We start from the raw sequence: 26416 nt of genomic DNA, 5'->3' as shown, positions 1-26416 counted from the left end.
TCAAAACAGCCCTTTTTTATAAAATTAAGCTTATTTTTTAGATGTTGCACTTGGGGTAGTTGCAGACATTGCAGGGTTAGTTAAAACTTGCCATACGTTCCAACGACCTTGTTTTTCAATTTCTTGAATTAAACGATCAGCAATTTCCGATTCGTCTGGATATTTAACTTTATAATTCTTAAGCGTCTGGATCGCATTTTTCTTTTGCTCCATCGCAATATAGTTGTTTGCAGCAGCTAGATATGCTTCTTGAACATTACCTTTAATTGCTTTATCTAAATATGGAATGGCTTCACGTTGGCCACCACCTTCAGATAAGCCAAAACCGAACCAGAAGTTTGCTTCCGCGTCATCTGGGCTAATTTTTAAAAGTCTTTGAGCATATTCTAAAGATCTAGTGGTATGAGCAGTACCTAAATCAAGGTTACGTGCAAGAACACTTGCTTTAAAAGCGCGAAGCAAAATATCAAATGATGCATTTGGGTTTGCAGCAAGTGTATCGAGTTGCTGTGTTACTTCTTTAAGTTTACTTTCGAAGCCTTTACGTTCTTGGCGGTCAGTAAAGCGAGGTGGATAGTGACGTGCTTTGCCTTCCACTAACTGTAAGAAGTCATCAATGCTCGTAACATCAATTTCATTCTCACCAGCTAAAACTGCGTATTTCATTGAGCGCTGTGAATTATTTACAGTCGGAACAATCAGTTTGTTGGTGTCGAGAGTAAGCTGTTTGGTTGGGTCATCTTGACGATTAACCACCATTTTCGTTACTGGCTGTGCAGCAGCGTCTTTTAATGCAACTTCAAATGCCGGAGGCTGATCATAGTTAAAAGGGTTTAGTGCATAAAAAGGAGGAGTAAGCTCTGGTTCCTTGAAAACAAAAGGCTCAATTTTTTGTTGTTTTACAGGTGCCATTGTACAAGCTGTTAAACTTGAGGTCGCAAGGATGATATATGCCAAAGGCTTAAAATTCATAGGATCTTCCGTTCATTTTAGTAAAGTCAGATTTGGTAGTGGTAAGTCTAGGAAAAGCTAAACCGACATGCAAGAGTAAGCGTGTTACATTATGAATCAAGAATATTACGTTTTTGATATCTTGTTTTGTGCACCACATTCACGACGCACTTCTTCAAGAATTTTTAGCTCTTCATCACTAAAAGGTTGTTCATCTTGATTTTCTTTTTTGAAGCTAGGGTCTAGCTCTGATAAACACTGGCATAAATTATTCATACGCGTTTCATTGTTCTGAATACGATCAAGCAAAACGCGCATACCTTCTAAAATAGGGTCTGACTGATCAGCAGTTGTCGCATATGGGGCAAAACCAATACTTTGTGCATAATCACGACGACGTGCTTCATCTTTATCGTTATTTTTGTCGGCATCTTTATAAATATAGCGAGCAGGGTTTCCTACAGCGGTCACACCAGCAGGAACAGCTTTAGTTACCACGGCATTTGAACCGACTTTAGCACCTTTACCTACCGTAAATGGGCCCAAAATTTTCGCACCGGCACCAACAACCACACCGTCTTCTAAAGTTGGATGGCGTTTGCCAGTCTTCCATGTTGTACCACCTAAGGTAACACCATGATAAAGCGTAACATCATCGCCAATTTCAGCAGTTTCACCAATCACAACACCCATACCATGATCAATAAAAAAACGCTTACCGATTTTAGCACCCGGATGAATTTCGATTCCTGTGGCAAAACGGCTAAATGAAGAAAGTAGGCGAGCTGCACCTTTACAATCTTTTTGCCATAATTCATGTGCAACACGATGCATCATAATTGCATGAATGCCAGGATAAGTAGTAAGAACTTCGAGTGTATTGCGGGCAGCAGGATCTCGCGCAAATACAGCCTTTATATCTTCTTTAAGCTGCTTAAGCATTGGGTTGATCCTCCTTGTCAGATAATGCTTTTTTCCATTTACCACTGGTTAGAGCTTGCACACGACTAAAAATACCGCGAAGTAAATGATATTCCATACGATCTAATTGTATACGACCAAACAGACGACGCAAGCGTAAAGGCAATAAACGTGGATTCTCTGGATCTAAAAATTCAATTTCAGTCAGCATTTTTTCTAGGTGAGGATAAAACTCTTCCATTTGTTGCTGAGTAACCAAAGGTTCATCCCATTGCATGCTTTGGCCTTGCACTAATGGCATTTCATCTACATTCTGATCGACTTTGTCTTGTTCCAGAGCAGACATGCGAAGCTCATAACATACGACTTGAATCGCTTGCGCAACATTTAATACACCATAGTCCGGATTTACAGGAATCGTTAAATGGTAATTTGCCAGTGCTAATTCTTCGTTAGTTAAACCACGGTCTTCGCGACCAAAAACAATCGCAATTTGTTGTCCTTGAGAGGTTGCTTTAATGGCTTCTTTAGCCGCAGGTCGCACATCAAGTAAAGGCCAAGGAATGGTGCGACTACGTGCACTTGTTCCAAAAACCAAATGGCAATCTTTAATCGCATCTTCTAAGGTGTCTACAATCTCAAGGTGCTCAAATAAATCTTGGGCACCGGCAGCAAGCGCTTGTATATCTGGATGAGGATATGTTTTGGGTGCTACAAGAACTAATTTAATGAGTCCCATTGTTTTCATGGCACGTAAAGCACTGCCAATATTGGCAGGCAAAGTAGTATTTACCATGACAATACGCACTTGTGCTAATTGTTTTGACACGGTGGTGTGGTCAAACGAACTCATAAGATTTCCAGAAATTACGAATATTGAGAAACTTCGCTTTGGTATAAATCCAATGCATCGTCCATAGACATACCCGCAGGAGGAGAGGCAACAGCATGTGGACGAACAGGGTCTGCTGCTTTAGCCGCTTTCGACTTTACTTGATATTCAATATAAATATTATCTTTACCAAAATAATCTCTAAGTTTAGCAAGTAATTCATCTAGAGGAGCGACTTTCCATTGCGGACCAAACTGAAGCTCGGCTTGAGCATAGGGTTGATCAATCTGTAACTGTAGAGCGATATGCTGATGCATATCAACATTGCAAAATGGCAAGATCATGTTTTGCAGATCTTTTGCCAATGTTGGTTGCATGAACTCTTCTGTTAATTTGATTTGAATGCTATTAGCACGTTTTTGTCTTATTTCATTTAAGGTGAAAGCTTTGGTTAAACGTCCCATTGGACGATCAAAGCCTTCTCGTTCATAGATTTCGCCTTCGAAAACTACAACACGTTCCACTTGAACGATATCTTTAAAACGTTGGAAGCGCTCATGATTACAGCTGACTTCAAAACGTGCCGTACCATCATCAAGTACAATAACCACACGGTTCGGGAAGTTTGCGACATCAATGACTAAACCTGCATAAACCGTAGTAACGCCACGACGCGTAGCTGTAATTTCATTTAGTTTTACAGGAATAAAAGCTTTGAGTTCTTGTCGATAAACATCAATTGGATGACCTGTTAGATATAAACCAAGCGTATCTTTTTCGCCTTTTAGACGAACTTCATCGCTCCACGGTTTTACAGGTTTAGCTGGTTTACGTTGAACTTCCTCAACTTCACCAAATAAATCCATAATACCGCTTTCACGGTTACTTCGCGCTTGTTCAGCAGCTTGAACAGCTTCAGGCAATTGAGCCATTAAGCTTGCACGTTCAATTCCTAAGCAATCGAGTGCACCCGCACGAATTAAAGCTTCAAGAGTACGCTTATTGATTTTCTTTAAATCAATACGATGGCAAAAATCGAATAGATCTGTATAAGGGCCATATTGTCGACGAGAGTCAATAACTGACTGCATTGCTTGTTCGCCGACGCCTTTAATTGCACCTAAACCGTAAACAATCGTTTTATCATTACTCGCATGGAAGTGATAAGTCGACATGTTGACCGATGGTGGTAAGACATCAAGATTATTATTTCGACAGTCATCAATCAAGAATACAACACTGTCTGTGTTTTGCATTTCCGATGTCATTACGGCTGCCATAAACTCAGCAGGGTAATGAGCTTTCAACCATGCTGTATGGTAGGCAACGAGTGCATAAGCAGCGGCGTGAGATTTGTTAAAACCATAGCCTGCAAACTTTTCCATATAGTCAAAGATATGGTTGGCTGTGCTTTCATCAATCCCTTTTTCAGCAGCACCTTCTAGGAAAATTTGGCGTTGCTTAACCATTTCCTCAGGTTTCTTTTTACCCATTGCACGGCGTAATAAATCTGCGCCGCCTAACGTGTAACCTGCACAGATTTGTGCAGCCTGCATCACCTGTTCCTGATAAACCATAATCCCGTATGTTGGTTCTAATACACCTTCAAGAAGGGGATGGAGATATTCAAAATCTCCACCATGCATACGGTGAATAAAGTCAGGAATCAGGTCCATTGGACCTGGACGATACAGTGATACGAACGCAATAATTTCTTCGAATTTACTTGGGCGTGCTTCTTTAAGCATCCGTTTCATGCCGACGGATTCAAACTGGAATACCGCTGTCGTATTTGCATCGGCAAAGACAGAATATGCTTTAGCGTCGTCTAGAGGAACATTCAAGATATTGAGCTGATCATTACTGTCGCGTTTTTTATTAATATTTTGGATGGCGTCTTCAATAACGGTTAAGTTACGTAAGCCCAAGAAGTCGAATTTGACCAGACCTGCTGCTTCTACATCGTCTTTATCATATTGAGCAACACGGTTCGTTCCATCTGCATCACAAAGTACAGCCGAGAAATCGGTAATTTTACCTGGTGCAATGACTACACCTCCGGCATGTTTACCAGTATTTCGGGTTACACCTTCTAATTTTAATGCCATTTCCCAGATTTCGCTTGCATCGTCGTTATCTGGGTTAGATGGGTTGGTCACAATATCTTTAAGCTGAGGTTCCATATCAATAGCAGTGGCTAAGTCCACACCGAGCGGTTTCGTAGGCACCATTTTTGAAATACGGTCAGCTAAACCGTAAGATTTACCTAATACACGCGCAACGTCACGGATTGCACCTTTTGCTGCCATAGTTCCGAAAGTTGCAATTTGTGAAACGGCTTCGCGGCCATAAGTACGCGATACGTAATCAATGACGCGGTCACGTCCAGCAATACAGAAATCGACGTCAAAGTCAGGCATCGATACACGTTCTGGGTTTAAGAAACGTTCAAAGAGTAGATCGTAACGAAGTGGATCAAGGTCAGTAATTTTTAAGCTATATGCGACTAATGAACCTGCACCTGAACCACGGCCTGGTCCTACAGGAACACCATTATTTTTTGCCCATTGAATAAAGTCCATGACGATGAGGAAGTATCCTGGGAAACCCATTTTTAGGATAATACCGACTTCATAATCAATTCGTTCATCGTAAGGCTTACGAATCTCTGGCCAATCCTCACCACGTTTTTCAACAGGGTAAAGATAATTTAAGCGTTCTTCCAAACCTACTTTAGACAAATGTTCAAAATAAGTGTCGATGGTAAAACCAGCTGGAATTGGATAGTCAGGTAAAAAGTAAGTGCCGAGTTGTAGTTTAACGTTGCAGCGTTTAGCAATATGATAGGTGTTCTCGATAGCACTAGGAATATCAGAAAACAACTCGATCATTTCATCTGAGGTTTTAAAGTGCTGCTCTGGGCTATACGTCCGTGGACGGCGATTATCTGCTAATACATAACCATCAGCGATACAAACACGTGCTTCGTGTGCCTCGAAATCTTCTTTTTCTACAAAGTGCACATCATTATGTGCAACTACACCAACATTATATTGTGCAGCAAGCTTAGCTGCTTCTTGAATAAAGTCTTCTTCACCGGGACGGTCAGTACGTGTTAAAGCAAGATAAACACGGTTACCAAACTTTTCGAGCCATGCTTCTAAAAGGGGAGCAGCTTTTTGAGGGTTAGATGAGCAAAGCATCTGACCAACATCACTATGCTGACCAAGTAAGACGATAATATCTTGATGCTGTTCAAGTACCCATTCTTTTTGTACACATGGAATACTGAGCTGTTGTCCTTCAATAAAACCGCGTGAAACGATTTCGGTCAGACTTTTCCACCCAATATCACTCATTGCAAGTAAGGTGACACGATGTTGAGCATCATCAAGGCGAATTGTGCTACCTAAAAGCGGCTTAATTCCTTTTTTTAAACAAGAATTATAAAACTTTACCGCCGCATGGAGGTTAGAGAGGTCAGTTAATGCCAACGCAGGCATTTGGTCTTTAACTGCAGCATTGACCAAGTCAGGTATGCGAACTATCGACTCCGTAATCGAAAATTCTGTATAAATACCTAGATGAACAAACTGCATAAACCAATCCTTAATGCGACCGCAGCATAGTTTAACACGCAAAGTTAAAAGGAAATGGTTAATATTTTGGCAAACTGTTAAGGATTTTATTATTTAAGAAGAATGAGTTGAACATCTATTGTACAGATTTAATATAAAAGACATTATTTTTATAAAATATGACCAGCCCAAACATCTAGGTTTGAGCTGGTTGAAAAACTTAGTACTGCCAGAACATACGCTGAATTTCTTGAGTATCATTAGTCTTAGTAAGCGCTAATGCGGCAAGTAGACGCGCTTTTTGAGGATTCAAATCATGTGCTGCTACCCAACCATATTTAGAGTCAGGTTGTTCTGCATCACGCACTACAAAACCTTGTGCAACACGTGATGAACGGATAATTTGAATACCGTTCTTGTCGTGAAGATTTTGTAAAGTTGGGACGATATATTTTGGTACCGAACCGTTACCAGTGCCTGCATTGATAATCGCTTTAGCACCTGCTTTTGCATATGCTTCATAAGCATCAGGAAGCATAGAGCCTGAGCCATAAACGATCTGTACTGTTGGGAGCGCATCGCCTTTAATATTCTCGATATTAAATTCAGAAGCATTTGTAAAACGTTTTACAGACTGTCTGAACCAGTATGGCTTGCCTTCAACTAATGTACCTAAAGCGCCCCATTGGCTAACAAAAGCATTTGTATGAATGTTAATGCCTTTAGTTACATCACGTGCAGCAAAAATAGAGTCGTTCATAAGAACCATAACGCCTTTATTTTTTGCATCATCAGAAGCTGCTAAAGCAACTGCACTATAAAGGTTAAGTGGGCCATCTGCTGAAAGAGCAGTTGAAGGACGCATTGAACCAACAAGCACAATTGGTTTATCAGTGTGAACTACCAGATTTAAGAAAAACGCTGTTTCTTCTAAAGTATCTGTACCGTGAGTAATCACAACGCCATTTACAGAAGGCTTTTTAACAAGTTCATTTACTTGACGAGCAATTTGTAATAATTCCTTGTCAGTAATGCTTTCAGAAGCGACCTGTAATGCTTGAATACCAGTTACATTTGCCAAATCTTTAATTTGTGGAACTGCATTGATTAAAGTATCAACTGGAACTTTTGCAGCAGTGTAAGTTGCGCTATTTGCTGAACTTGCGCCAGCACCTGCGATAGTACCGCCAGTGGCAACAACAACTACATTGTTTTTTGCGTAAAGTGGGAGAGAGCAGGCCAATAAGCCCATCGCTAAACCTAAAGATTTAACAGTTTTAGTCAACATCGAAAATATCCTTATGAAGTGACGAAAGTAAAAAAAGTTTGTCGAATATGTCTGCTTTTCCTAAGCAAAATACATACCATGTAAAACATATTCGTAACTTGCTGAATAAGAAGCATCCCTGAATAGCATTTTGTTTCACCAACAATTACTTAGTCATTGCTTTTATTCAGCGTTAATAAATATCATGAATAAAATAAAAAATCTATTAAGTTTTTCTAATTTATCTCGATTTGTTTACTTTTTAATATAAAGAAATTAAATGATTTTTTTATCTTTATAAAATTAAAAAATAATGAGTGAGATGGGGTTTTATTTACCATTTGGTATTTATAAAGTATTGATTTTAAAATTTATTATTTATAAGTAAAATAATATAAATTTTTTAGTAGAGAAACTAAATAGTAATTAGAGTAGTTTAATATAATTAAGTTATAATAAAATGAATTAAAATTTAACCACTTGAGGTTTGTTTCTAAGAATATAAATTCTGTTTGAGTGATTTTTATTCTCTTTTTAAGGTTTGCTTTAAGAAAATTTAATAAGAGTTAAAGTGCATTATTGGGCTCATTATTTAATATAAAAATACAGATAAATTTTGATTGTTTAATTTTAGAATAAAAAGAAGAGCAATTTTATAAGGTCATATAAAATTGCTCTTAAGTTGGGAGAGCGGGAGAAAAGAGAAACTTAAGCTGTCGTTTGTTCTTGAGTTGATTTAATTAATACAGGCTCTGATAGTTCTTCAGTATCAGTTACTTTATCACCTTCAAGTTTAGCAACTACGGCAGTAGCAATACTGTTGCCTACTACGTTTGTTGCAGTACGACCCATGTCAAGGAACTGATCGATACCAAGCAATAATAGAATACCTGCTTCAGGTAAATTGAACATGGTGAGTGTTGCTGAAATAACGACGATAGAAGCTCGTGATACACCCGCAATACCTTTACTTGTCACCATAAGAGTTAACAGAATTAAGATTTGTTGAGTGAAGCTAAGATCGATGTTGTAAGCTTGAGCAATAAACAGTACTGCAAAAGTGGTGTACATCATTGAACCATCTAAGTTAAATGAATAACCTAAAGGTAGTACGAAGCTAGTCACTTTTTTAGGTACACCAAATTTATTTAATGCATCCATTACTTTTGGGTACGCAGATTCACTTGAAGCTGTAGCAAAAGCAAGCGTTACAGGTTCACGAATTAATTTGCCTAAGCGGAAAATATCTTTTTTCAGTACGATCGCACCGACAGAGAATAAAATGATCCAAAGTAATAGAAGACCGAAATAGAACTCTGCAATTAAAATACCGTAGTCAACGATTAAGCCTAAACCTTGTACGGTAATTGCAGAAGCCATTGCTGCAAATACTGCAAAAGGGGCGAACATCATGACGTAATCGGTAATGCGGAACATGATTTTACTGAGTTCTTCAGTCAAACGAACAATAACTGAGTCTTTTTCGTTGCCTTGATTAACAAAAGCAAGAGCTGAACCAAAGAAAATTGAAAAAACGAGTACTTGTAGGATGTCATTGTTGGCCATTGCTTCTGCAATGCTGCGTGGGAAAACATGGCTTAAGAATGATTGTAGGGTGAAACCAGTAGTAGTTGGGAGAGAAGAGCTACTAATTTGTTGTGCTGTTGGTAATGCTAAATCTAAAGCTGCACCAGGTTGGAAGAAGTTAGCTAATCCCATCCCGATTGCAAGCGATACAAACGAAGCAGTAATAAACCAAGTCATTGACTTAAGTGTAATACTTCCAATTGATGTAGATTTCCCCATTGATACAATGCCTGCAACAATTGTGGCAAATACCAGTGGAGCAATAATCATTTTGATTAAGCGTAAAAAGATGTCTGAAATAATGCTGAAATAAGAAGCGATTTGCTTCAGTTGTTCACCTTCATTAAAGAAGTGGTGACAAATCCAACCTGTCAGTATGCCAAGTAAAATAGCAACAACAATATACTTGAGCAATTTCTTTTGCTTCATATGAACCTCTATCCATTTGATTCAATCATCCTTTGATGGGATTTGGATAATTGAAAGCTTTCCTTGTTAGTTCAGTCCGGTCGTTTTAACGATTTTATCTTCCTAGATCTGTATCTGTTTAAACCGAATCGAATATGGTGATGTTGTTATGGAGATGGATTGTTGCTCGATTTTGATGCAGTGTGAAATGCAAAAAAATATTGATCCATGCATTTTTTGCATAATGAAGATAGAGGAAAATGCGAAATTACATACAAAATTAAACGTATGGTAAAAAATATATAAATAAATTTTTAGGCTGAATTTAAAGGTTAAAAGAATTAAATTTCTAATGAAAAGTATTTAACTTCAAAGTGTTGTTTTTGAGTGGGTAGGAGGGTGAAAGTATTTGCGATTATTCTTTTTTTTAAATAATAAAATAGAATTATCAAAAAAGGCATCCAATTTAAGATGCCTTTTTTGATATGCATTTTTTTAACGACGGTTGGCTAAAAAACGACCTAAACGAGTAATTGCTTCTCGTAATTCATTTTCAGCAGGTAAAAAAACCACACGGAAATGATCTGGAGTTGGCCAATTAAAGCCCGTACCTTGCACCAATAACACTTTTTCTGCACGTAACAAATCCAGCATTAACTTTTCGTCATCTTCAATTGGATAGATGTTCGGATCGAGGCGAGGGAAACAATACATTGCTCCCTCTGGTTTCACGCAGCTTACCCCAGGAATCTCATTTAGCATTTCCCAAGCAATATTACGCTGTTCGTATAAACGGCCACCCGGACGAATCAGGTCATTAATTGATTGATATCCTCCGAGGGCGGTTTGAATCGCATATTGAGCTTGAACGTTTGCACATAGGCGCATCGATGCCAACATATCTAAACCTTCGATATAGTCAGCAGCACGGCTTTTGTCACCAGTAATTGCCATCCAACCTGAACGGAAACCTGCAATACGATAAGCTTTTGATAAGCCATTAAAAGATACGCATAGCTGGTCACCAGCTAATGACGCCACTGAAACATGTTCAATGCCGTCATAAATAATTTTGTCGTAAATTTCGTCAGCAAATAAAATTAAGTCATGTTTCTTTGCAACTGCGACAATTTGTTCAAGCACATGACGTGGATATACTGAACCAGTCGGGTTGTTCGGATTAATAATGACAATGCCGCGTGTGTTCGGCGTAATTTTACTTTCAATATCAGCAATATCTGGATACCAGCTATTTTCTTCATCACATTTATAGTGGATTGCTGTACCACCTGAAAGATTAACAGCTGCTGTCCAAAGTGGATAATCTGGCATTGGAATTAGCATTTCGTCGCCATCATCTAATAGGCCTTGCATAGCCATGACAATGAGTTCAGATACGCCATTGCCAATATACACGTCATTGACATGCATATTTAAGATCCCTTTTTGCTGGTAATACTGACAAATTGCTTTACGAGCAGGGAAGATACCTTTTGAATCAACATAACCAATTGCATTTGGTAGGTTTAAAGCAACATCATTAATAATTTCTTGTGGTGCTTCAAAACCAAATGGAGCAGGGTTACCAATATTTAATTTGATAATTTTATGTCCTTGCTCTTCCATTTCATTGGCGGCTCGCAATACCGGCCCACGAATGTCATAACAAACATGCTCAAGTTTTGATGATTTTTTAATTTCTCGAGTGGAGGGCATGGAATGGATGGTAGCAGTATTTTTAGACATAACTGGATTCACTTTTGCATATCGGTATAAATAACTTTTAAATGTTTTAACTGTTACCAAATTTAGATCGTGTTGATCTTTTAGTAATTCAACAATTTTTTCATGGGTAAAGCCCGATTGCTGATACTGTTTGATAACTGGTAATAGTTGCTGGAAAAGCACACTTTTTTTCTGAGACATGTTTTGTCCTATACAACCGTGCCAAACAAGAATAGCACCATCTTTGCTTCCTTGGAAGAAAATAAAGCATAATTTTGCTTACTTTTGATTTTGAATTTTGCTTACTTTTTGCTTTCTATTGCTTAGATGATTAAATTCCAACAAATTTTACGTTCAGAGACTAGTGTTTTTGTGATGAATGGCGTAAATATAAAACTCAATCATCAGAAATGTTTACATCAGAATAAAGGTGCATGTCATGGGAAAAGTCAATAAAACAGACCGGGAATGGCAAAGAGAGTTATCACCAGAAGAGTATCGGATTACACGACAAAAGGGCACTGAACCTGCATTTACGGGGCAATACTGGAATACTAAGCAACATGGTACCTATGTCTGCCGTTGCTGCGGCGCAGAATTGTTCTCATCAGATACTAAATATGACAGTGGTTGTGGTTGGCCTAGCTTCTTTAAACCGATTGAGCCAACTGCAATTGAAGAACATGACGATTTATCGCATGGTATGGTCAGAACTGAAATTGTTTGTCATGATTGCGAAGCCCATTTAGGGCATGTTTTTGAAGATGGACCACAGCCGACTGGTTTGCGCTATTGTGTAAACTCGGCATCATTACAACTGAAATCACAAGAAAAAAATGATGAGGAAACCTATCCATGAGTAATATTTATCAGTTTGAAGCTGAACTGTTAGAGGGTGAAGTTAAGCAATTAGCTGATTACAAAGGTAAAGTTTTACTAATTGTAAATACTGCGAGTAAATGTGGTTTTACACCACAATTTGCTGGCCTTGAAAAACTTTATGAGAAATATAAAGATCAAGGTTTGGAAGTTTTAGGTTTTCCCTGCAACCAGTTTGGGGGGCAAGATCCAGGTAACAATAAAGAAATCGGTACGTTCTGTCAGCGCAACTATGGGGTGAAATTCCCGATGTTTGCAAAAGTTGATGTAAAAGGACCGGAAGCTCATGTGATTTTTAGATATTTAACACGTGAAGCTAAAGGTATTTTAGGCAGTAGCACGATTAAATGGAACTTTACCAAATTTTTGGTGGGAAGAGATGGCGCTGTGTTAAATCGCTATGCTCCTACGACTAAACCAGAAGCTTTAGAAGCTGATATTGAAAAAGCATTAGCAAGTTAATGAATTCGATGAACGCTATTCCCCAAGATTTTGAGTTTTGGCAAGATGGGCGAATGCCTTATGTTGAAACCAGAAGATCTTGTTTTAGCCGAACATGTTATAAGTCTCATAGTCATCCAACATTTTCAATTGGAGCTATAGACGAAGGGAATAGCGTTTTTCAAAGCTCATTTGGTACAGAGCAAAAGATTTCTGCCGGCACATTAGTCATTGTGCCTGCCCACATTGAACATTCTTGTAACCCGTTGCCTGATCAGGCTTGGAGTTACCAGATGCTGCATCTGGATATATCTTGGCTTAATCAATGGTACGCCGAATTTCAAAAAGAGGGCTTTGATTTAAATTTGCCCCAGCATAGACCTCTCATTATTAAAGATGAAAATTTATATCAGGCTTTTTCTGATATGAATGAAACTTTATTTGATTCTCAAAAATTAATTCTCGAAAAAGAACAGTCGCTTATCTATTGCCTTACACAGTTGTTATTACCTCATTTTATATTAGAAGAAATACAGAAAACTCAATATTTGTATGAAAGCTTTTTGGACTTGATTCATATTATTAAATCATCCGAACGATTTATTTCTTTAGAAGAGCTTGCCCAACAGGTAGGCCTTAGTCGATATGCAATCATTCGCCTATTTAAAGCCAATGTTGGTTTAACACCCCATGCATTTCAAATTAATTTAAAGATTAATCAGGCCAGAGCACAATTAAAACAAGGCATTCCACTCGCAGAGCTGGCTGTAAATTTAGGCTTTAGTGATCAGAGCCATTTTCATAAAGCTTTCAAAGCCCATACAGGAATCACTCCTCGTCAGTTCCAACTCGTTGCCGCGCAATAATTTACAAGAAATTATTTTTCTCTATTTTTAAGCTATTCCATACTGTTTACAGATGAAACCGTTATGGAAGTTTTTTTAGTTATTGCCTTTACTCACTTTTTAGCTTTGTTATCTCCGGGACCTGACTTCTTTCTGATTCTCACTAGCCTTTTGCAAAAGGGTTTGCGCTATACATATGGCGTCATTGTGGGAATTACTTTTGGTAATGCCTTGATTTTGATGGCATGTATATTTGGATTTATGTTACTTGGAAATTTGAGTACGAACATTCTTTTAGTACTTAAATGGCTTGGGGCGGGGTATTTGGTTTATTTGAGTTACCTTTGTTTTAGTGCGGCTCGGTCTGGCACCTTAACTTTTGCTATTGAAAAAAATGGTTTGATGGATCAAGAACAAAAATACCAGAATAAAATTAAAAGTTTAATGTTAGGAATACAATCTAGTCTTCTTAATCCGAAAAATATTATGTTTTATAGCAGCTTAATGTTGCTCATTCAGCATGACTTTAATCTGCTTCAAAAATTGCTAATGAGTACGTGGATGACTGGAGTGGTGCTTGCTTGGAACTTATTATTGGTTCGCTTATTGCTTCAAAATCGGGTTCTAGAACAGATTAAACGTTCTGCTAAGGGCCTATATTATTGCTCTAGTTTGGCTTTTATATTTTTCGCAGTACTGCTGGTTATTTATAGTTAATGTAGTGTACAGCCTTTAATATTACTAAAGGCTGTACAATGTACTTATGCTTAGAGAATTGCTTTTAAACGCTTAACCACTTCTTCGCATTGCGCTAAATCGGCAACTAAAGCCATACGCACATGATTTTCCCCAGGGTTACCTTGATCTGTGTCACGAGATAAATAACGACCAGGTAAAACCTTAATATGTGCTTTTTCCATTAGCATCTTGGCAAAAGTTTCATCATTATCAACTTTTAACCAATAATAAAAACCAGCATCTGGCTTTTGCAGAGGTAATAAGTGACCTAGTTCGGTTTGGAATAAATCAAATTTTGCACGATATTGCTTACGGTTTTCTTCAACATGGTTCTCATCATTCCATGCTGCAATTGATGCAAGCTGATGTTGAACAGGCATTGCTGCACCATGATAAGTACGATACTGCAAATATGGTTTTAATAATTCTGCATCACCAGCAACAAAACCTGAGCGTAAACCCGGTAAGTTTGAGCGTTTAGAAAGTGAGTGGAATACGACACAGTTTTTATAGTCATCACGACCAAGTTCTGCGCAAACTTCTAGTAAACCTGTAGGTGCTTGATCGAACCAAAGCTCTGAATAGCATTCGTCAGAAGCAATAACAAAATTATATTGATCAGACAAGGCAATTAACTTTTTGAATTGCTCTTTAGAAAGTACTGTGCCTGTTGGGTTACCTGGTGTACATACAAAAAGAAGGGCGGTTTTTTCCCATACTTCTGCTGGTACAGCATCAAAATCACCTAAATAGCCATTTTCTTCGGTGCAATTTATGAAATAAGGTTTTGCACCAGCCAGTAGAGCTGCACCTTCATAAATTTGATAAAACGGATTCGGCATTACTACATACGGCGCGTCTTCACGGTTAATGAGCGCCTGAACAAATGAGAAAATCCCTTCACGAGTACCTGATACGGGTAAAATATGATTTTCTGCACTAATGCTATTGAGTTTGAAGCGTTTGGTTAGCCACTCTGCAATACTTTGGCGAAGCTCTGGCAAACCCTTGCTATTCGGATAAGTTGATAGATGATTAAAGTTATCAATAATTGCCTGTTTAACAAACTCTGGTGCTGGGTGCTTAGGTTCACCAATTGATAGTGGAATCAATGGAAGATTAGCAGGAGTGATATCCTTAAAAAGCTGATTTAACTTTTCAAATGGATACGGGTGCAATAACGACAAGCTAGAGTTCATTAAACAGTTACCAATTAGTTGAGTTTCAGTGCTGACAAATTTGATTAGATGCTTCATCTAATGCAGCTTTAAGCTTTTCCGAGAAGAGTTTGACCTCTTCGTTATTTAATGGTTTTCCATCTTTTTTTGTGACAAAGAAAATATCTTCTGCACGTTCACCTAAAGTTGCAATTCTAGCTGAATGGATGTCTAAACCTTGCATCATAAATAAGCCACCTACGCGTGCAAGTAGGCCAGGGTGATCAAGTGTTGAAATTTCGACCATGTTTTGCTGTAAAGCTTCATTCAATGTAACGTCGACTGTATTTTCAATATCAAAATGACGTAGTTGACGTGGAATTCGGCGTTGCATGAGTCCTGGATATTGGTCTGGCTGACTAAGCGCTTTTACTAATGCAGTTTTAACTGTTTCTTCGCGTTCAGGGTCGGTCAGCAATGTACCAAAACGATCGAGCACAACATAGGTGTCCAAGCTAAATGCCGTACTTGCCGTGATAATTTTTGCATCTTGAACGTCTAAATTCATTTTGTCCAAAACTGCAACAGTGGTGGCAAAAAGGTTGGGTTGGTCACGTGTATATATAAAGATTTGCACTGCATCTTGGGCAGCTTTACGGTGTGCACGCAACAGTACTAATGGCTCTGGATTATCACCGTGTTTCAAAATTGCTTGAGTGTGCCATGCAATTTCATCTGCCGATTCTTTAATGAAGTATTCATCACCCAGCTCTTGCCATACTTTTTCGACGTCTGCCAATGAGAAGTTATTTACCAGTAATTCACTCGCTGCAAATTTGGTGTCTTCAATCAGCATTTGATAGTCAACAGGACGACTTAAACCTGTACGAATTACATCACGGGCATGCGTATAAAGTTGACGCATAAGTGAAGCACGCCATGTGTTCCATAGTTTTGGATTTGTTGCATTAATATCGGCAACCGTTAAAGTATATAGATAATCAAGATGTTCCATATCGCCAAGTTTTTCAGCAAAATCTTTAACAACATCCGGATCGGAAATATCCTTTTTCTGAGCAGTCAGTGACATGAGCAAATGGTTGTGGATGAGCCATGCAATTAATTTGCATTCACGCTCTGTAAAGCCGTGCGCACGTCCAAATTCGATGGCATCTTCTGCACCGAGTTCACTATGGTCCCCACCGCGGCCTTTCGCGATGTCATGAAATAATGCAGCGATAAATACAATATCTTGACGTGCGAGACGTTGGAAAACAGAGCTTACAACTGGAAACTCTTTAGCAAACTCGGGTTCTTTAAAACGGTTTAAGTTGCGCAGCAATAATAATGTGTGAGCATCGACCGTATAGATATGGAATAGGTCATATTGCATAAGACCCATAATTTGGCCAAATGCTGGAATATAGTTTCCTAAAACACCATACCGCTTCATCGCTACCAAAGTATCGTATAGACGATAGGGTGAGCGAATAATCGACATAAATAGCGCTTGATGCTCGGGATTATCTCGATAATTTTGATTAATGCGTTTTGCAGCAAGAATAAGTAAGCGTAGAGTGCGAGCGCGGATCCCTTCAATATCTGGTCGATTAGCCAAAATATAGAATAATTCTAAAATAGCACTTGGGTGTTCTGCGAATATTTTGTGGTGCTGTACGGCAAGTTTGTTATCAACGATTTTAAAATGATTATTAACTTCTTCAATTTTACGTTCGTAATTTGGTAAGCGCGGAGTAATGACCGATTCGCTAAAATAGGCCAACAACATTTCATTGAGGGTAGAAACCTGTTGTGCGGTACGGTAGTAGCGTTTCATGAACTGCTCAACACCATAATTTACAGGTTGGCCTTCTTGACGGACATAACCAAATTGAGCCGCAATTTCTCTTTGATGATCGAACAGAAGACGGTTTTCATCACGTTTCGCTAAACGATGTAAATGGTGGCGAATTTCCCAAAGAAAACTTTCAGCTTCTTCTAAAACTGTTAATTCAAACTCTGAAATAAAACCTAAATGTACTAAGTCATAAATGCGGTTTACGCGGAAATGACGCTTGGCAATCCAGCCAATCTGGTTAATGTCACGAATGCCACCCGGTGCATTTTTAATATCTGGTTCTAAATTGCTTTCAGTATTGTTGTGTTGGTGGTAACGCTTAGCTTGTTCAGCCATTTTTGCATCAAAAAATGTTTTGTCTGTCCACGTTTGCGAAACAATACGACGCGGCCATTTTGCAAGTTGACTATTACCAGTAATTAAACGAGCTTCAATTAAAGTCGTTGCAACGGTTAGATCTGTCGCAGCTTGTTCAACACAGCTTTGGATGGTACGAACGCTAATTCCAGGTTTAAAATTACCAACATCCCATAAAGAGGAAATAAATGTAGAAATACGCTTTTCGTTTTCTTCGTTAATTTCATGTTCTGACAAAATCATGATATCAACGTCAGAATAGGGCAACATTTCACGGCGCCCATAACCGCCTACAGCAAAAAGACCTAGTGCTGTCTGGTCGAGTTCGGCATGTTTCCATAAAAAGATCAGTGCTTCGTCAACGAGGTCTGAGCGCGCTTTAATGACTTCCCGAATAGATTGCCCATTTTCATATGAATCCTGCAATTGCTTTTCTACATCCGTTCGCCATTGATTAATGGCTTTAATATCATGATGGCTTGTAACATAGTTCAGCAATGGCGATGTATTGATCATGAAAATGGGTCTACCAATAAGTAAATATTAAGAGTTGGTTTTTACGCTTACTTGATCAGCGGTTTCTTTCGCTAAAGTACGAGCAAGATCAGTATTTTCTGCACGAGCAGTTGCCACACCCATACGACGTCGTTTGAAACCTTCTGGTTTACCAAACAGGCGTAGGTCAGTATTTGGATTGGCTAACGCCGTATTTAAGCCACTGTAGCTTAAGTTGTTGGCATCGACTCCTGCATAAATAACTGCACTCGCAGCAACACTATGGCGAGCTGTGTTCACTGGTAATCCTAAAATTGCACGAGCATGCAGTTCAAATTCGCTTTGAAATTGCGATGCTAGAGTCACTAGACCTGTATCATGTGGGCGAGGTGATACTTCACTGAACCAGACTTTATCGCCTTTAATAAACAGTTCTACACCGAAAATACCACAGCCACCCAGTGCTGTTGTCACTTTATTTGCAATACGTTTTGCTTCTTCAAGTGCAGCAGGTGTCATTGGTTGAGGCTGCCAGCTTTCTACATAATCACCTGCATCTTGGCGGTGACCAATTGGGTCGCAGAAGTGAGTTTCGATTTCACCAGTTTCAGGGTTTTTAGCGCGAACGGTAAGTAATGTAATTTCAAAATCAAAATCAATTTGAGATTCAATGATGACCGTACCTTGGTTAACACGACCACCTTGCATCGCATATTCCCAAGCAGCATCGACTTCATCGAAGCTTTTTACACGAGATTGGCCTTTACCTGAAGATGACATCACTGGTTTTACAAAATTTGGATAACCAATATCATCAGAAGCGGCGCGGAAGCTTTCTAGTGAGTCGGCAAAGCGGTAAGCAGAGGTAGGTAAACCAAGTTCTTCAGCAGCAAGACGACGAATACCTTCACGGTTCATTGTCAGGTTTACAGCTTTAGCAGAAGGAATAACGATTGCAGTTTGGCTCGTTTCAATTTCAACAAGAACTTCTGTAGCGATGGCCTCAATTTCTGGAACAATTAAATTCGGTTTAATTTTTTCGATGAGCTGTTTTAATTGAGTAGGATCAGCCATATTTAACACATAAGAAAAATGTGCAACTTGCATGGCTGGCGCATGATCATAACGGTCGGCTGCATGTACTTCTACACCAAGGCGTTGTAAGGAAATTACAACTTCTTTGCCAAGTTCTCCTGAACCTAACAATAAAACTTTAAATGCAGAAGATTGAAGTGGGGTACCGAGTGTCACGCTCATGCGAATCATCCTGACAAAATTATTTTTTTAAGCATAGCAGAACTTATGGTGGAGTTAAGCCTTATAACGCATAAAAAATAAATTTTGTCGGACAATTAAGAATGTACTTTATTTAGACATTAACTTGATAGTTTAAACGTAGCTCATCTGCATTTTTACCGCGAATACCCCAATTTTCTTGAGGTGTTTCAAAAATCGTAATTTCGATATCTTGAGGCGCTATTTTGCATCGCTCTTCAATATTGCGAAATAACGTTTGGATAAGTCTCTTTTTCGTTTCTGTACTACGACCTATAAACATTGAAAGCTCAATGATGATGTAGTGTTGGCTACGATCAGAAGGATAAATAAAGTTTCCCGGTTTAAGGCTAATAAAACGTTGAAATCTTTTCTCAACCGGATATTTCAATTCTTCAATGAGTGCTTGATGTATGGCATGAGAAAGTAATTCTCGATACTGCATAATCGTTTGTTCATTTGCGTAAATTTTAACTTGTGACATTTTTATCTCTATTAAGTTAGTAGGTAAGATTATCTTTTTAATCAATTCAAAAATTAGATTTTTACGCCAGAAGTTTCAATCTTAAACACCTCTGGCTAGGTTTTAGTTTATATAAGGAAGATGAGTTTATCTATTTATAAAGGTAAATAAGTATAGATCAGGCCATAAACAATTGCGGCAGTTAAAGTTGCTGGAACAATTTTCTTAAATTTAAAATAAAGGCCTGCTAAAACCAAAAAGCCGATAAGCATGGCGAAACTCTTATCTGGATTTTCAAGAAGTGGTGGAAGGGTCGCAACCACAAGCATGGCGCTAATTGCAGATATACCAATGCTTCCCAAAGCAATTTTTAACCAGACTGAACCGCGTCTTTGCTGTGTACCTTGTAGCTTTTGTATAACAAAGAATGGTCCAAAACGTGAGGCGAAATTAGCAATACCCACAATTATGCCGACCAGAATAATCTCTAGGTTCATTTTAAACTTCGACCTCTTCTTGTTGTCTTAAAACATAATGTTTAAACAGGCCTGCTAAAATGCCTGAAAGAATGCCAATAAAAATGGCAGCAGATAAGTTAATCCAATAGCAGGCTAAAGCTGAAACGACTAAAGATACAGCGACTACAAGGCTATGTTTTCGCTCAAAAGCCGCTAACAAGAAACTCAAAAATAAAGCTGGAAGTAAAAAGTCTAATGTTGCTTGTAAAAATTTTGGAAGATGAGTGACCTGATCTGCAAATAATCCCCCTAACAATGAGCCAGTTGCCCAAGCCATCCAACTAAATAAGCTAAGTCCTAACATCCAAGACTCAGACCATTGCTGACGACGTTGTGAAAGTTGGATCATGCCACTTGCAAAAACTTCATCGGTTAAGCCCCATGCCCAAACCGCCGTTTTTTTAAGATTTAACTTGTTCGGAATAAGGTTATATAGGGCTGGTCCATAAAGCACATGACGAATATCAAGTGCAATGACGGTTAATGCCGTTAACCAGATGGATGAACCGCTGGCCAAAAGTGCAACAACCAAGAACTGGCTGGCTCCTGCATACATTGAACAAGATAGGAAAAAAGCTTCCCATGGTGTAAAACCAAACTGAGATGCAGAAACACCGAAGGCAAAGGAAACGGGTAAATAGGTGAGTACGATAGCTTGACTATCTTTGGCACCTTGCCAAAAAGTTGCCGTTTGATCAGCCATCAATTGTTGTTTGGACACAATGCACCTTGGCAATAAACCAAATGATAAAAATACTTGAAAGATTGAGTATTGTAGCCGAATTTAATAGCATAGTGCCGAAATGTTTAATCGGCAGTTTGATATGTTCAACGCAAAGATTCGTTTAGTTTATATCGCCATGTTGGGTGCAGGTATTTTTACATTGCAGGGCTGTGACAATGGTAATCAGGGTGCAGAAAAAAAAGTAGAAATTAAACCAGCACCGAAACTAACCAATGATGCAACTGTTTATGCTCAAAAAGCATGGACATTAATTAATACGGTTGAGCATTTGGTTTATGAAAAGCAACTGAGTCAAATCGATGACAAAGTTCGTAAACCTTTACGTCAATTGAGCACAGACTGGCGTATTAATGTGAAAATGACTGACTCAGTGACAGAAGGGAAATACGCGCTTTGTCGTAAAGCTCTCACTAGTCTAGATGTGTGGGCACGCGAAACGCTTGAAAATAATGATTCAGTTGCTAAGAAGCAGGCAGATTATGAACGAGATAAAGCTCAATGTAAGGATGCAATTGAGAAGCCAAGTCTTGGAAATACTTCTCCAAAATAAAGCAGACAAATATAAAAAGCGAGATGATCAATCTCGCTTTTTTGCTTTTAAACGATAATGAGTGAATGTTAATTAAGGTTTTGTTGCTGGTTTCATTGCGTCATGTTTCATTTGATTTGCATCATGCTGAGCATGCATAGATTTCGTCATAGCTTCATGCTTTTGTTCAGTCATATCTTTTTTAACATCTTGTTTTGCTTTTGCTACTTCTTTTTTAGCAGTTGCTTTGCCGTGTGCAGCAACACATTTTCCGCCTTTATGATTTGGTCCTGTACCGCCTTGTAATTGAGTTCCTTTTGGACATGCAAATGCCGAAACACTTAACATAGCCAGTACGCCTGCTGTAAGAATTGTTGATAATTTTTTCATGTTAATCAGCGCCTTGTTGAGTATTGTTGCTCAGCCTGAGTGTAAAATGAAAATATCTGCTTTAACACATTTATTTTGTGGAAATAGAGTTTGAACAATGTTTTGTTTTGCTGCGTTATCTAATTTTTTAATTTAATTTTAAGTTTTTGTTATATAGCTGCCTTAGCAAGAATTACGAATGGGCTTGAGCAACTACTTTCAATTTTTCAATATCTAAAATCTCAATTTTTTTAAAAGCAATTTTGATGATCTTTTGTTTTTCGAGCAGGCTTAATTCATGATTGATGGTCTGTCTGGATGTAGTTAGCATATTTGCCAATTGTTCTTGAGAAATATGAATGTGATGATCTTGAATAAGAATATGATTACCATAACCCTCTAAAATAAATAGAAGACGCTGAGCAAGCCTTTGAGAAATACTGCGTGTTTGTATCGCAATCTGCTCTAAGAAGACATACCTGAGTTTTTGACTAGTTAAACGAGCAAAATAGTACCAGTAATAGGGGTTTTCTTTGAGTAGCTCATTTAAGGGTCTTGCAGGAATATGCAGAACCGTACTTTTTTTCAAAGCAATCGCATCGTGCGAGCGCGGTTCATGGTCAATGAGGGATATTTCACCAAACCACATGATTGGCTCAGCAATAGCAGAAAGAGCTTCATTACCATTTACATCGACATAACCTAAGCTAATTGAGCCTTCAAGCACGGTATAAATGCCATCAAACACATCTTGGGCACGGAAAACATAACTATTTTTTTCAAAGGTTCTTTGCTTACCATGTTCTAGAATAAAGTTTTGGAATGCTTCTGGAAGCACACTAAACCATGTGTTTTCTTTTAGTCGGTTAATATAAATAATGTCCAATATTGGGCCATCCATGAAAAAAATCATTAATTTGTCAAATAGCTGACAACTTTAAGTTTTCCTTATTTGTACAGTATGACTATATGTTGATTAATAGGGAATAACTCATGTCAAATCTGGAGCAACAGCTTAGCAAATATGCGGCTTACCACTTAAATCATAAAAATATTTTGACGCATTTTATTGGTATTCCACTCATCGTGTTTTCAATTTTATGTTTAACAGTAAGAGCTGGGATAGATATTGGTAGTTTTAAACTTACTTTAGCCATGGTGTTGATTGCAGCTAGTACGATTTATTATTTTATTTTAGATAAAGTATTTGGTTTACTCATGCTGATTCTTTTAGTTGCTGTCTATCCACTGGCGAGCCAAATTGCTCAATTATCTTGGGGAGAATGGTTAGCAGCAAGTATTGGCTTCTTTGTAGTGGGCTGGGTCTTTCAGTTTGTTGGGCATTATTTCGAAAAGAAAAAACCAGCTTTTGTTGATGACGTGATTGGACTTGCGATAGGGCCGTTATTTGTATTGGCAGAATTTATATTTATGTTGGGTTTTAGAAAGCCATTGCATGAGCGAATTTTGAAAGAAGCACGTAGTAAACGAGAGATGATGGATCTGAATCATTCCTTATAAATATAAAAAAAGCCCCAATATGTTGGGGCTTTTTTTCTTAAGCTTTAAACTTAAACGTTAAAACGGAAATGCATTACATCGCCATCTTGAACGATGTAGGTTTTACCTTCTAAACGCCATTTACCAGCTTCTTTAGCGCCGTTTTCACCGTTGAATTGTACGAAGTCATCATATGCAACAACTTCAGCACGGATAAAGCCTTTTTCGAAGTCAGTATGAATCACACCAGCTGCTTGAGGAGCAGTTGCACCAACTTTTACAGTCCATGCACGTACTTCTTGTACACCAGCAGTGAAATAAGTTTGTAAACCTAAAAGTGCATAACCTGCACGAATAACCACATTTAAGCCTGGTTCTTCCATGCCCATTGCTTCTAGGAACTCAGCACGATCTTCATCTTCTAATAATGAAATTTCAGCTTCGATCTGGTTGCAAAGAGGAACAACAATTGCATTTTCTTCCGCAGCAAGTTTTTTTACTGCATCTAAATGTGGATTATTTTCAAAACCATCTTCAGCAACGTTTGCAATATACATCGTTGGTTTTAAAGTCATTAAACCAAAACCACGAACTAATTTACGTTCGTCATCAGACAAATCAGCTGCGCGTGCTGGTTTACCTTCGTCTAGTAATGGTTGGATTTTTTCTAAAACTGCTTTAGTTGCAACAGCTTCTTTGTCACCGCCTTTAGCAACTTTAGTTAAGCGTAAAATTGCTTTAGCAACAGTTTCAAGGTCTGCAAGTGCAAGTTCAGTATTGATGGTTGCGATGTCATCTAACGGATCAATTTTACCGTTTACGTGAATCACGTTTTCATCTTCGAAACAACGTACCACATGAGCAATTGCATCAGTTTCACGAATGTTAGCAAGGAATTGGTTACCTAAGCCTTCACCTTTTGATGCACCAGCAACAAGACCTGCAATGTCTACAAATTCCATTGTAGTTGGCAAAATACGTTGCGGTTTAACAATCGCAGCAAGTTTGTCTAGACGTGGATCTGGTACAGGAACAATACCTGTGTTTGGTTCAATGGTACAGAAAGGGAAGTTTTCCGCTGCAATTGCTGCTTTCGTTAATGCATTGAAAAGGGTAGATTTCCCTACGTTTGGCAGACCAACAATACCGCAATTAAAACCCATGAAAACCACTCACAAATGTGTAAATTAAAAATTGTCGCTGATTTTACATGAAAGCCATGACAAAGTCATGGCTAGAGCAGGGTTCTGTTAAGTTTAAACTTTACGTTTATCAAGTTGCTGGGCTAATGCATCACCAGTCGCTTGTACTAACATGACTAAAACAATCAACACTAAAATTACAGCGACCATAATTTGCATATCAAAACGTTGATAGCCATAACGATAAGCAATGTCTCCTAGGCCACCCGCACCAATAGCACCGGCAATGGCAGAGGAGTTAATCATAGTCACAATAGTCACGGTAAAGCCCGCAACAATACCGGGTAGAGCCTCTGGTAATAGCACATGCCAAATAATTTGTTTACGGTTACAACCCATGGCTTGCGCAGCTTCAATTAAGCCCTGATCGACTTCGCGTAAGCTGACTTCTGCAATACGGGCAAAGAAGGGAATTGCAGCAATCGTTAATGGAACAACGGCTGCCCATACACCGTAACTTGTACCCACAATCCAGCGAGTCAGCGGAATAAGTGCAACCATTAAAATAAGAAAAGGTACAGAGCGAGTAATGTTGATTACCCAGCCCAAAGCCTGATTAATTTTTTGTGATGGGTGAATGCCATGCTCAGAAGTACTCACTAGAACAACAGCAATCGGTAAGCCAATTAAAAAAGCAATCAATGCAGATGCGCCCACCATCAGTAAGGTATCTACAGTTCCACTAATTAATAGATCAATGAGCTGGTCGGGCATAGCCAAGTACCTCAAATTGTGCAATTGCTGTTAATGCGTATTGTCGGATGGATGAAATATCAATTTCCACGTTAGGGATACCGACTAAAAGTGAGCCAATAATATGCCCTTGAATAGTGTCGACCTGACTTTGATATAAATTGACGGGTGCTTTAAACCTAGAAAGTAATTCTTGAATATCTGGAACTTGATGTGCTTCAGCCTCATATTTAAGTTTTACAATAATATGAGTCGAATCTTCATCGGGTAGAGGACTGATTTTAAAAGGTAGCGTGATTTGTTCAAGATTCAGCAGCTCTTGAGTAATTTGTTGCTCTGGTCGTGAAAATACAGACCAAACTTGTCCAGCCTCTACAATCTCACCTTGGTCAATCACCACGACTTGATCGCAAATTTCTCGAATGACCTGCATTTCGTGAGTAATTAATACAATAGTTAAGCCAAGCTCCTGATTAATCTTCTTAAGTAAAGCCAAAATAGTAGCGGTACTTTCTGGATCAAGCGCTGAAGTTGCTTCATCGCACAGTAAAATTTCAGGGTGGTGAACCAGTGCGCGTGCAATACCGACACGTTGCTTTTGCCCACCAGAAAGTTGTGACGGATAATAGCCAGACTTATCTGCTAATCCCACCAGTGCTAAAACCTCATTTACACGTTGGTCGATATCTGCTTTGTTGTAATTGGAAACTTTTAAGGGCAATGCCACATTTTCCCAAACTGTTTTTGCAGACATCAAATTGAAATGTTGGAAAATCATTCCAATACGCTGGCGGGTTTGAATGAGTTCGGCATGACTCAATTCAGCAATGTTTTGTTGATGAATATGAATACTGCCAGTATTCACTTGTTCCAAGCCATTTAAAGTACGGAGCAAGGAAGATTTGCCTGCACCACTTTTCCCAATAATGCCTAAGATTTTACCTTGGGGAACATCAAGGTTAATTTCTTTTAAGGCATGCAGTTTTTGACCCTGCGATTGGTAAAATTTATTTAAACCGCGAATTTTGATATGGGGTAGAGAAAAATCAACTTGTGATCCAAAACTCACCATCGTAATTCTCC

Annotated in this window: 24 protein-coding genes; 6 read left to right on the top strand and 18 right to left on the bottom strand. The window is 38.6% G+C overall.

Annotated features, from left to right (window positions below):
- Nucleotides 1-30: 30 nt before the first annotated feature.
- The 7 genes from F936_RS11770 to F936_RS11740 all read right to left on the bottom strand — a co-directional run bounded on the left by F936_RS11770 (nt 31) and on the right by F936_RS11740 (nt 11470).
- On the bottom strand, nt 31-972 hold the full coding sequence (locus F936_RS11770; protein ID WP_003651293.1) for an ABUW_2363 family tetratricopeptide repeat lipoprotein: 942 nt from the start codon (nt 970-972) through the stop codon (nt 31-33).
- Between the two features lie 105 nt (nt 973-1077).
- The gene (gene cysE, locus F936_RS11765; protein WP_005047546.1) at nt 1078-1893 is read right to left on the bottom strand and encodes a serine O-acetyltransferase; all 816 of its coding nucleotides are present in this window, start codon (nt 1891-1893) and stop codon (nt 1078-1080) included.
- Nucleotides 1886-2725, bottom strand: coding sequence for an RNA methyltransferase (locus tag F936_RS11760; protein ID WP_005047545.1), 840 nt, complete (start codon nt 2723-2725; stop codon nt 1886-1888). The genes cysE and F936_RS11760 overlap by 8 nt, the downstream gene beginning before the upstream one ends.
- 14 nt (nt 2726-2739) lie before the next feature.
- Nucleotides 2740-6303 (bottom strand): DNA polymerase III subunit alpha, encoded by a 3564-nt coding sequence (dnaE, locus tag F936_RS11755; protein ID WP_005047544.1) that lies wholly within the window; start codon nt 6301-6303, stop codon nt 2740-2742.
- Between the two features lie 199 nt (nt 6304-6502).
- Nucleotides 6503-7570: a type II asparaginase gene (locus F936_RS11750; protein WP_003651299.1), complete on the bottom strand. Its 1068-nt coding sequence runs from the start codon at nt 7568-7570 to the stop codon at nt 6503-6505.
- A gap of 687 nt (nt 7571-8257) precedes the next feature.
- Nucleotides 8258-9565, bottom strand: coding sequence for a dicarboxylate/amino acid:cation symporter (locus F936_RS11745; RefSeq protein WP_003651300.1), 1308 nt, complete (start codon nt 9563-9565; stop codon nt 8258-8260).
- A 474-nt stretch (nt 9566-10039) separates the two neighbouring features.
- Nucleotides 10040-11470, bottom strand: coding sequence for a pyridoxal phosphate-dependent aminotransferase (locus tag F936_RS11740; RefSeq protein ID WP_005047543.1), 1431 nt, complete (start codon nt 11468-11470; stop codon nt 10040-10042).
- 238 nt (nt 11471-11708) lie between these two features.
- On the opposite strand from F936_RS11740, the gene msrB reads away from it, so the two are divergent.
- The 4 genes from msrB (at nt 11709) to F936_RS11720 (ending at nt 14151) form a co-directional block, all read left to right on the top strand.
- Nucleotides 11709-12128, top strand: coding sequence for a peptide-methionine (R)-S-oxide reductase MsrB (gene msrB / locus F936_RS11735; protein WP_004792889.1), 420 nt, complete (start codon nt 11709-11711; stop codon nt 12126-12128).
- Complete coding sequence (locus F936_RS11730; protein WP_003651303.1) at nt 12125-12610, top strand: glutathione peroxidase; 486 nt, start codon at nt 12125-12127, stop codon at nt 12608-12610. The genes msrB and F936_RS11730 overlap by 4 nt, the downstream gene beginning before the upstream one ends.
- A complete protein-coding gene (locus F936_RS11725) occupies nt 12610-13455 on the top strand; it encodes an AraC family transcriptional regulator (protein ID WP_005047542.1) in 846 nt (281 codons plus the stop codon). Before F936_RS11730 ends, F936_RS11725 begins: the two co-directional genes overlap by 1 nt.
- A 63-nt stretch (nt 13456-13518) precedes the next feature.
- Nucleotides 13519-14151, top strand: a complete 633-nt coding sequence (locus F936_RS11720) for a LysE family translocator (protein WP_005047541.1) — start codon at nt 13519-13521, stop codon at nt 14149-14151.
- 50 nt (nt 14152-14201) lie between these two features.
- Here the strand turns inward: F936_RS11720 and dapC are convergent, their stop codons facing one another.
- From dapC to F936_RS11690, 6 genes are all read right to left on the bottom strand, one after another.
- Nucleotides 14202-15371: a succinyldiaminopimelate transaminase gene (gene dapC / locus F936_RS11715; RefSeq protein WP_026055603.1), complete on the bottom strand. Its 1170-nt coding sequence runs from the start codon at nt 15369-15371 to the stop codon at nt 14202-14204.
- 25 nt (nt 15372-15396) lie between these two features.
- Nucleotides 15397-18060 carry a [protein-PII] uridylyltransferase gene (gene glnD / locus F936_RS11710; protein ID WP_005047539.1) on the bottom strand — a complete coding sequence of 888 codons (2664 nt, stop codon included), beginning with the start codon at nt 18058-18060 and terminating at the stop codon, nt 15397-15399.
- A gap of 27 nt (nt 18061-18087) precedes the next feature.
- Nucleotides 18088-19305 carry a formate-dependent phosphoribosylglycinamide formyltransferase gene (gene purT / locus F936_RS11705; RefSeq protein WP_080631699.1) on the bottom strand — a complete coding sequence of 406 codons (1218 nt, stop codon included), beginning with the start codon at nt 19303-19305 and terminating at the stop codon, nt 18088-18090.
- Between the two features lie 103 nt (nt 19306-19408).
- Nucleotides 19409-19798 (bottom strand): tautomerase family protein, encoded by a 390-nt coding sequence (locus tag F936_RS11700; RefSeq protein WP_003651313.1) that lies wholly within the window; start codon nt 19796-19798, stop codon nt 19409-19411.
- A 134-nt stretch (nt 19799-19932) separates the two neighbouring features.
- Nucleotides 19933-20274, bottom strand: a complete 342-nt coding sequence (gene ygaH, locus F936_RS11695) for an L-valine transporter subunit YgaH (protein WP_003651314.1) — start codon at nt 20272-20274, stop codon at nt 19933-19935.
- A gap of 1 nt (nt 20275) precedes the next feature.
- The gene (locus tag F936_RS11690; protein WP_016802018.1) at nt 20276-20998 is read right to left on the bottom strand and encodes an AzlC family ABC transporter permease; all 723 of its coding nucleotides are present in this window, start codon (nt 20996-20998) and stop codon (nt 20276-20278) included.
- 121 nt (nt 20999-21119) lie between these two features.
- Here F936_RS11690 and F936_RS11685 point away from each other — a divergent pair, with 121 nt between their 5' ends.
- Nucleotides 21120-21590 (top strand): hypothetical protein, encoded by a 471-nt coding sequence (locus tag F936_RS11685; RefSeq protein WP_003651318.1) that lies wholly within the window; start codon nt 21120-21122, stop codon nt 21588-21590.
- Nucleotides 21591-21662: 72 nt separating this feature from the next.
- Here the strand turns inward: F936_RS11685 and F936_RS11680 are convergent, their stop codons facing one another.
- Together F936_RS11680 and F936_RS11675 are read right to left on the bottom strand one after the other, a co-directional pair.
- Nucleotides 21663-21959 (bottom strand): hypothetical protein, encoded by a 297-nt coding sequence (locus tag F936_RS11680; protein WP_003651320.1) that lies wholly within the window; start codon nt 21957-21959, stop codon nt 21663-21665.
- 172 nt (nt 21960-22131) lie between these two features.
- Entirely contained in the window at nt 22132-22839 is a 708-nt protein-coding gene (locus F936_RS11675) for a Crp/Fnr family transcriptional regulator (protein WP_005047534.1), read from the bottom strand.
- A gap of 92 nt (nt 22840-22931) precedes the next feature.
- Between F936_RS11675 and F936_RS11670 the strand changes: the two genes are divergently transcribed.
- Nucleotides 22932-23459: an Mpo1 family 2-hydroxy fatty acid dioxygenase gene (locus tag F936_RS11670; RefSeq protein ID WP_005047533.1), complete on the top strand. Its 528-nt coding sequence runs from the start codon at nt 22932-22934 to the stop codon at nt 23457-23459.
- A 50-nt stretch (nt 23460-23509) separates the two neighbouring features.
- On the opposite strand, the gene ychF is transcribed toward F936_RS11670, so the two are convergent.
- The 3 genes from ychF to F936_RS11655 form a co-directional block, all read right to left on the bottom strand.
- Complete coding sequence (gene ychF / locus F936_RS11665; RefSeq protein WP_005047532.1) at nt 23510-24601, bottom strand: redox-regulated ATPase YchF; 1092 nt, start codon at nt 24599-24601, stop codon at nt 23510-23512.
- 93 nt (nt 24602-24694) lie between these two features.
- Nucleotides 24695-25354, bottom strand: coding sequence for a methionine ABC transporter permease (locus F936_RS11660; RefSeq protein ID WP_003651328.1), 660 nt, complete (start codon nt 25352-25354; stop codon nt 24695-24697).
- The gene (locus tag F936_RS11655) at nt 25335-26411 is read right to left on the bottom strand and encodes a methionine ABC transporter ATP-binding protein (RefSeq protein WP_080595354.1); all 1077 of its coding nucleotides are present in this window, start codon (nt 26409-26411) and stop codon (nt 25335-25337) included. Before F936_RS11655 ends, F936_RS11660 begins: the two co-directional genes overlap by 20 nt.
- Between the last annotated feature and the right edge of the window lie 5 nt (nt 26412-26416).

This window comes from Acinetobacter calcoaceticus DSM 30006 = CIP 81.8, assembly GCF_000368965.1.
GTDB lineage: Bacteria > Pseudomonadota > Gammaproteobacteria > Pseudomonadales > Moraxellaceae > Acinetobacter > Acinetobacter calcoaceticus.
Note: the sequence above shows the minus strand (reverse complement) of the source record. Positions and strands in the feature narration are given on the sequence as shown.

Bases quoted from the DNA above. Each gene is read 5' to 3' on its own strand.
- F936_RS11685 (WP_003651318.1), top strand. From the start codon at position 21,120: ATGTTCAACGCAAAGATTCGTTTAGTTTATATCGCCATGTTGGGTGCA.
- msrB (WP_004792889.1), top strand. From the start codon at position 11,709: ATGGGAAAAGTCAATAAAACAGACCGGGAATGGCAAAGAGAGTTATCA.
- F936_RS11730 (WP_003651303.1), top strand. From the start codon at position 12,125: ATGAGTAATATTTATCAGTTTGAAGCTGAACTGTTAGAGGGTGAAGTT.
- F936_RS11675 (WP_005047534.1), bottom strand. From the start codon at position 22,839: ATGGATGGCCCAATATTGGACATTATTTATATTAACCGACTAAAAGAA.
- F936_RS11725 (WP_005047542.1), top strand. From the start codon at position 12,610: ATGAATTCGATGAACGCTATTCCCCAAGATTTTGAGTTTTGGCAAGAT.
- dapC (WP_026055603.1), bottom strand. From the start codon at position 15,371: ATGAACTCTAGCTTGTCGTTATTGCACCCGTATCCATTTGAAAAGTTA.
- F936_RS11750 (WP_003651299.1), bottom strand. From the start codon at position 7,570: ATGTTGACTAAAACTGTTAAATCTTTAGGTTTAGCGATGGGCTTATTG.
- purT (WP_080631699.1), bottom strand. From the start codon at position 19,305: ATGATTCGCATGAGCGTGACACTCGGTACCCCACTTCAATCTTCTGCA.
- F936_RS11680 (WP_003651320.1), bottom strand. From the start codon at position 21,959: ATGAAAAAATTATCAACAATTCTTACAGCAGGCGTACTGGCTATGTTA.
- glnD (WP_005047539.1), bottom strand. From the start codon at position 18,060: ATGATCAATACATCGCCATTGCTGAACTATGTTACAAGCCATCATGAT.
- F936_RS11760 (WP_005047545.1), bottom strand. From the start codon at position 2,725: ATGAGTTCGTTTGACCACACCACCGTGTCAAAACAATTAGCACAAGTG.
- F936_RS11700 (WP_003651313.1), bottom strand. From the start codon at position 19,798: ATGTCACAAGTTAAAATTTACGCAAATGAACAAACGATTATGCAGTAT.
- F936_RS11690 (WP_016802018.1), bottom strand. From the start codon at position 20,998: ATGGCTGATCAAACGGCAACTTTTTGGCAAGGTGCCAAAGATAGTCAA.
- ygaH (WP_003651314.1), bottom strand. From the start codon at position 20,274: ATGAACCTAGAGATTATTCTGGTCGGCATAATTGTGGGTATTGCTAAT.
- F936_RS11670 (WP_005047533.1), top strand. From the start codon at position 22,932: ATGTCAAATCTGGAGCAACAGCTTAGCAAATATGCGGCTTACCACTTA.
- F936_RS11720 (WP_005047541.1), top strand. From the start codon at position 13,519: ATGGAAGTTTTTTTAGTTATTGCCTTTACTCACTTTTTAGCTTTGTTA.
- F936_RS11740 (WP_005047543.1), bottom strand. From the start codon at position 11,470: ATGTCTCAGAAAAAAAGTGTGCTTTTCCAGCAACTATTACCAGTTATC.
- F936_RS11770 (WP_003651293.1), bottom strand. From the start codon at position 972: ATGAATTTTAAGCCTTTGGCATATATCATCCTTGCGACCTCAAGTTTA.
- F936_RS11745 (WP_003651300.1), bottom strand. From the start codon at position 9,565: ATGAAGCAAAAGAAATTGCTCAAGTATATTGTTGTTGCTATTTTACTT.
- cysE (WP_005047546.1), bottom strand. From the start codon at position 1,893: ATGCTTAAGCAGCTTAAAGAAGATATAAAGGCTGTATTTGCGCGAGAT.
- dnaE (WP_005047544.1), bottom strand. From the start codon at position 6,303: ATGCAGTTTGTTCATCTAGGTATTTATACAGAATTTTCGATTACGGAG.
- F936_RS11660 (WP_003651328.1), bottom strand. From the start codon at position 25,354: ATGCCCGACCAGCTCATTGATCTATTAATTAGTGGAACTGTAGATACC.
- ychF (WP_005047532.1), bottom strand. From the start codon at position 24,601: ATGGGTTTTAATTGCGGTATTGTTGGTCTGCCAAACGTAGGGAAATCT.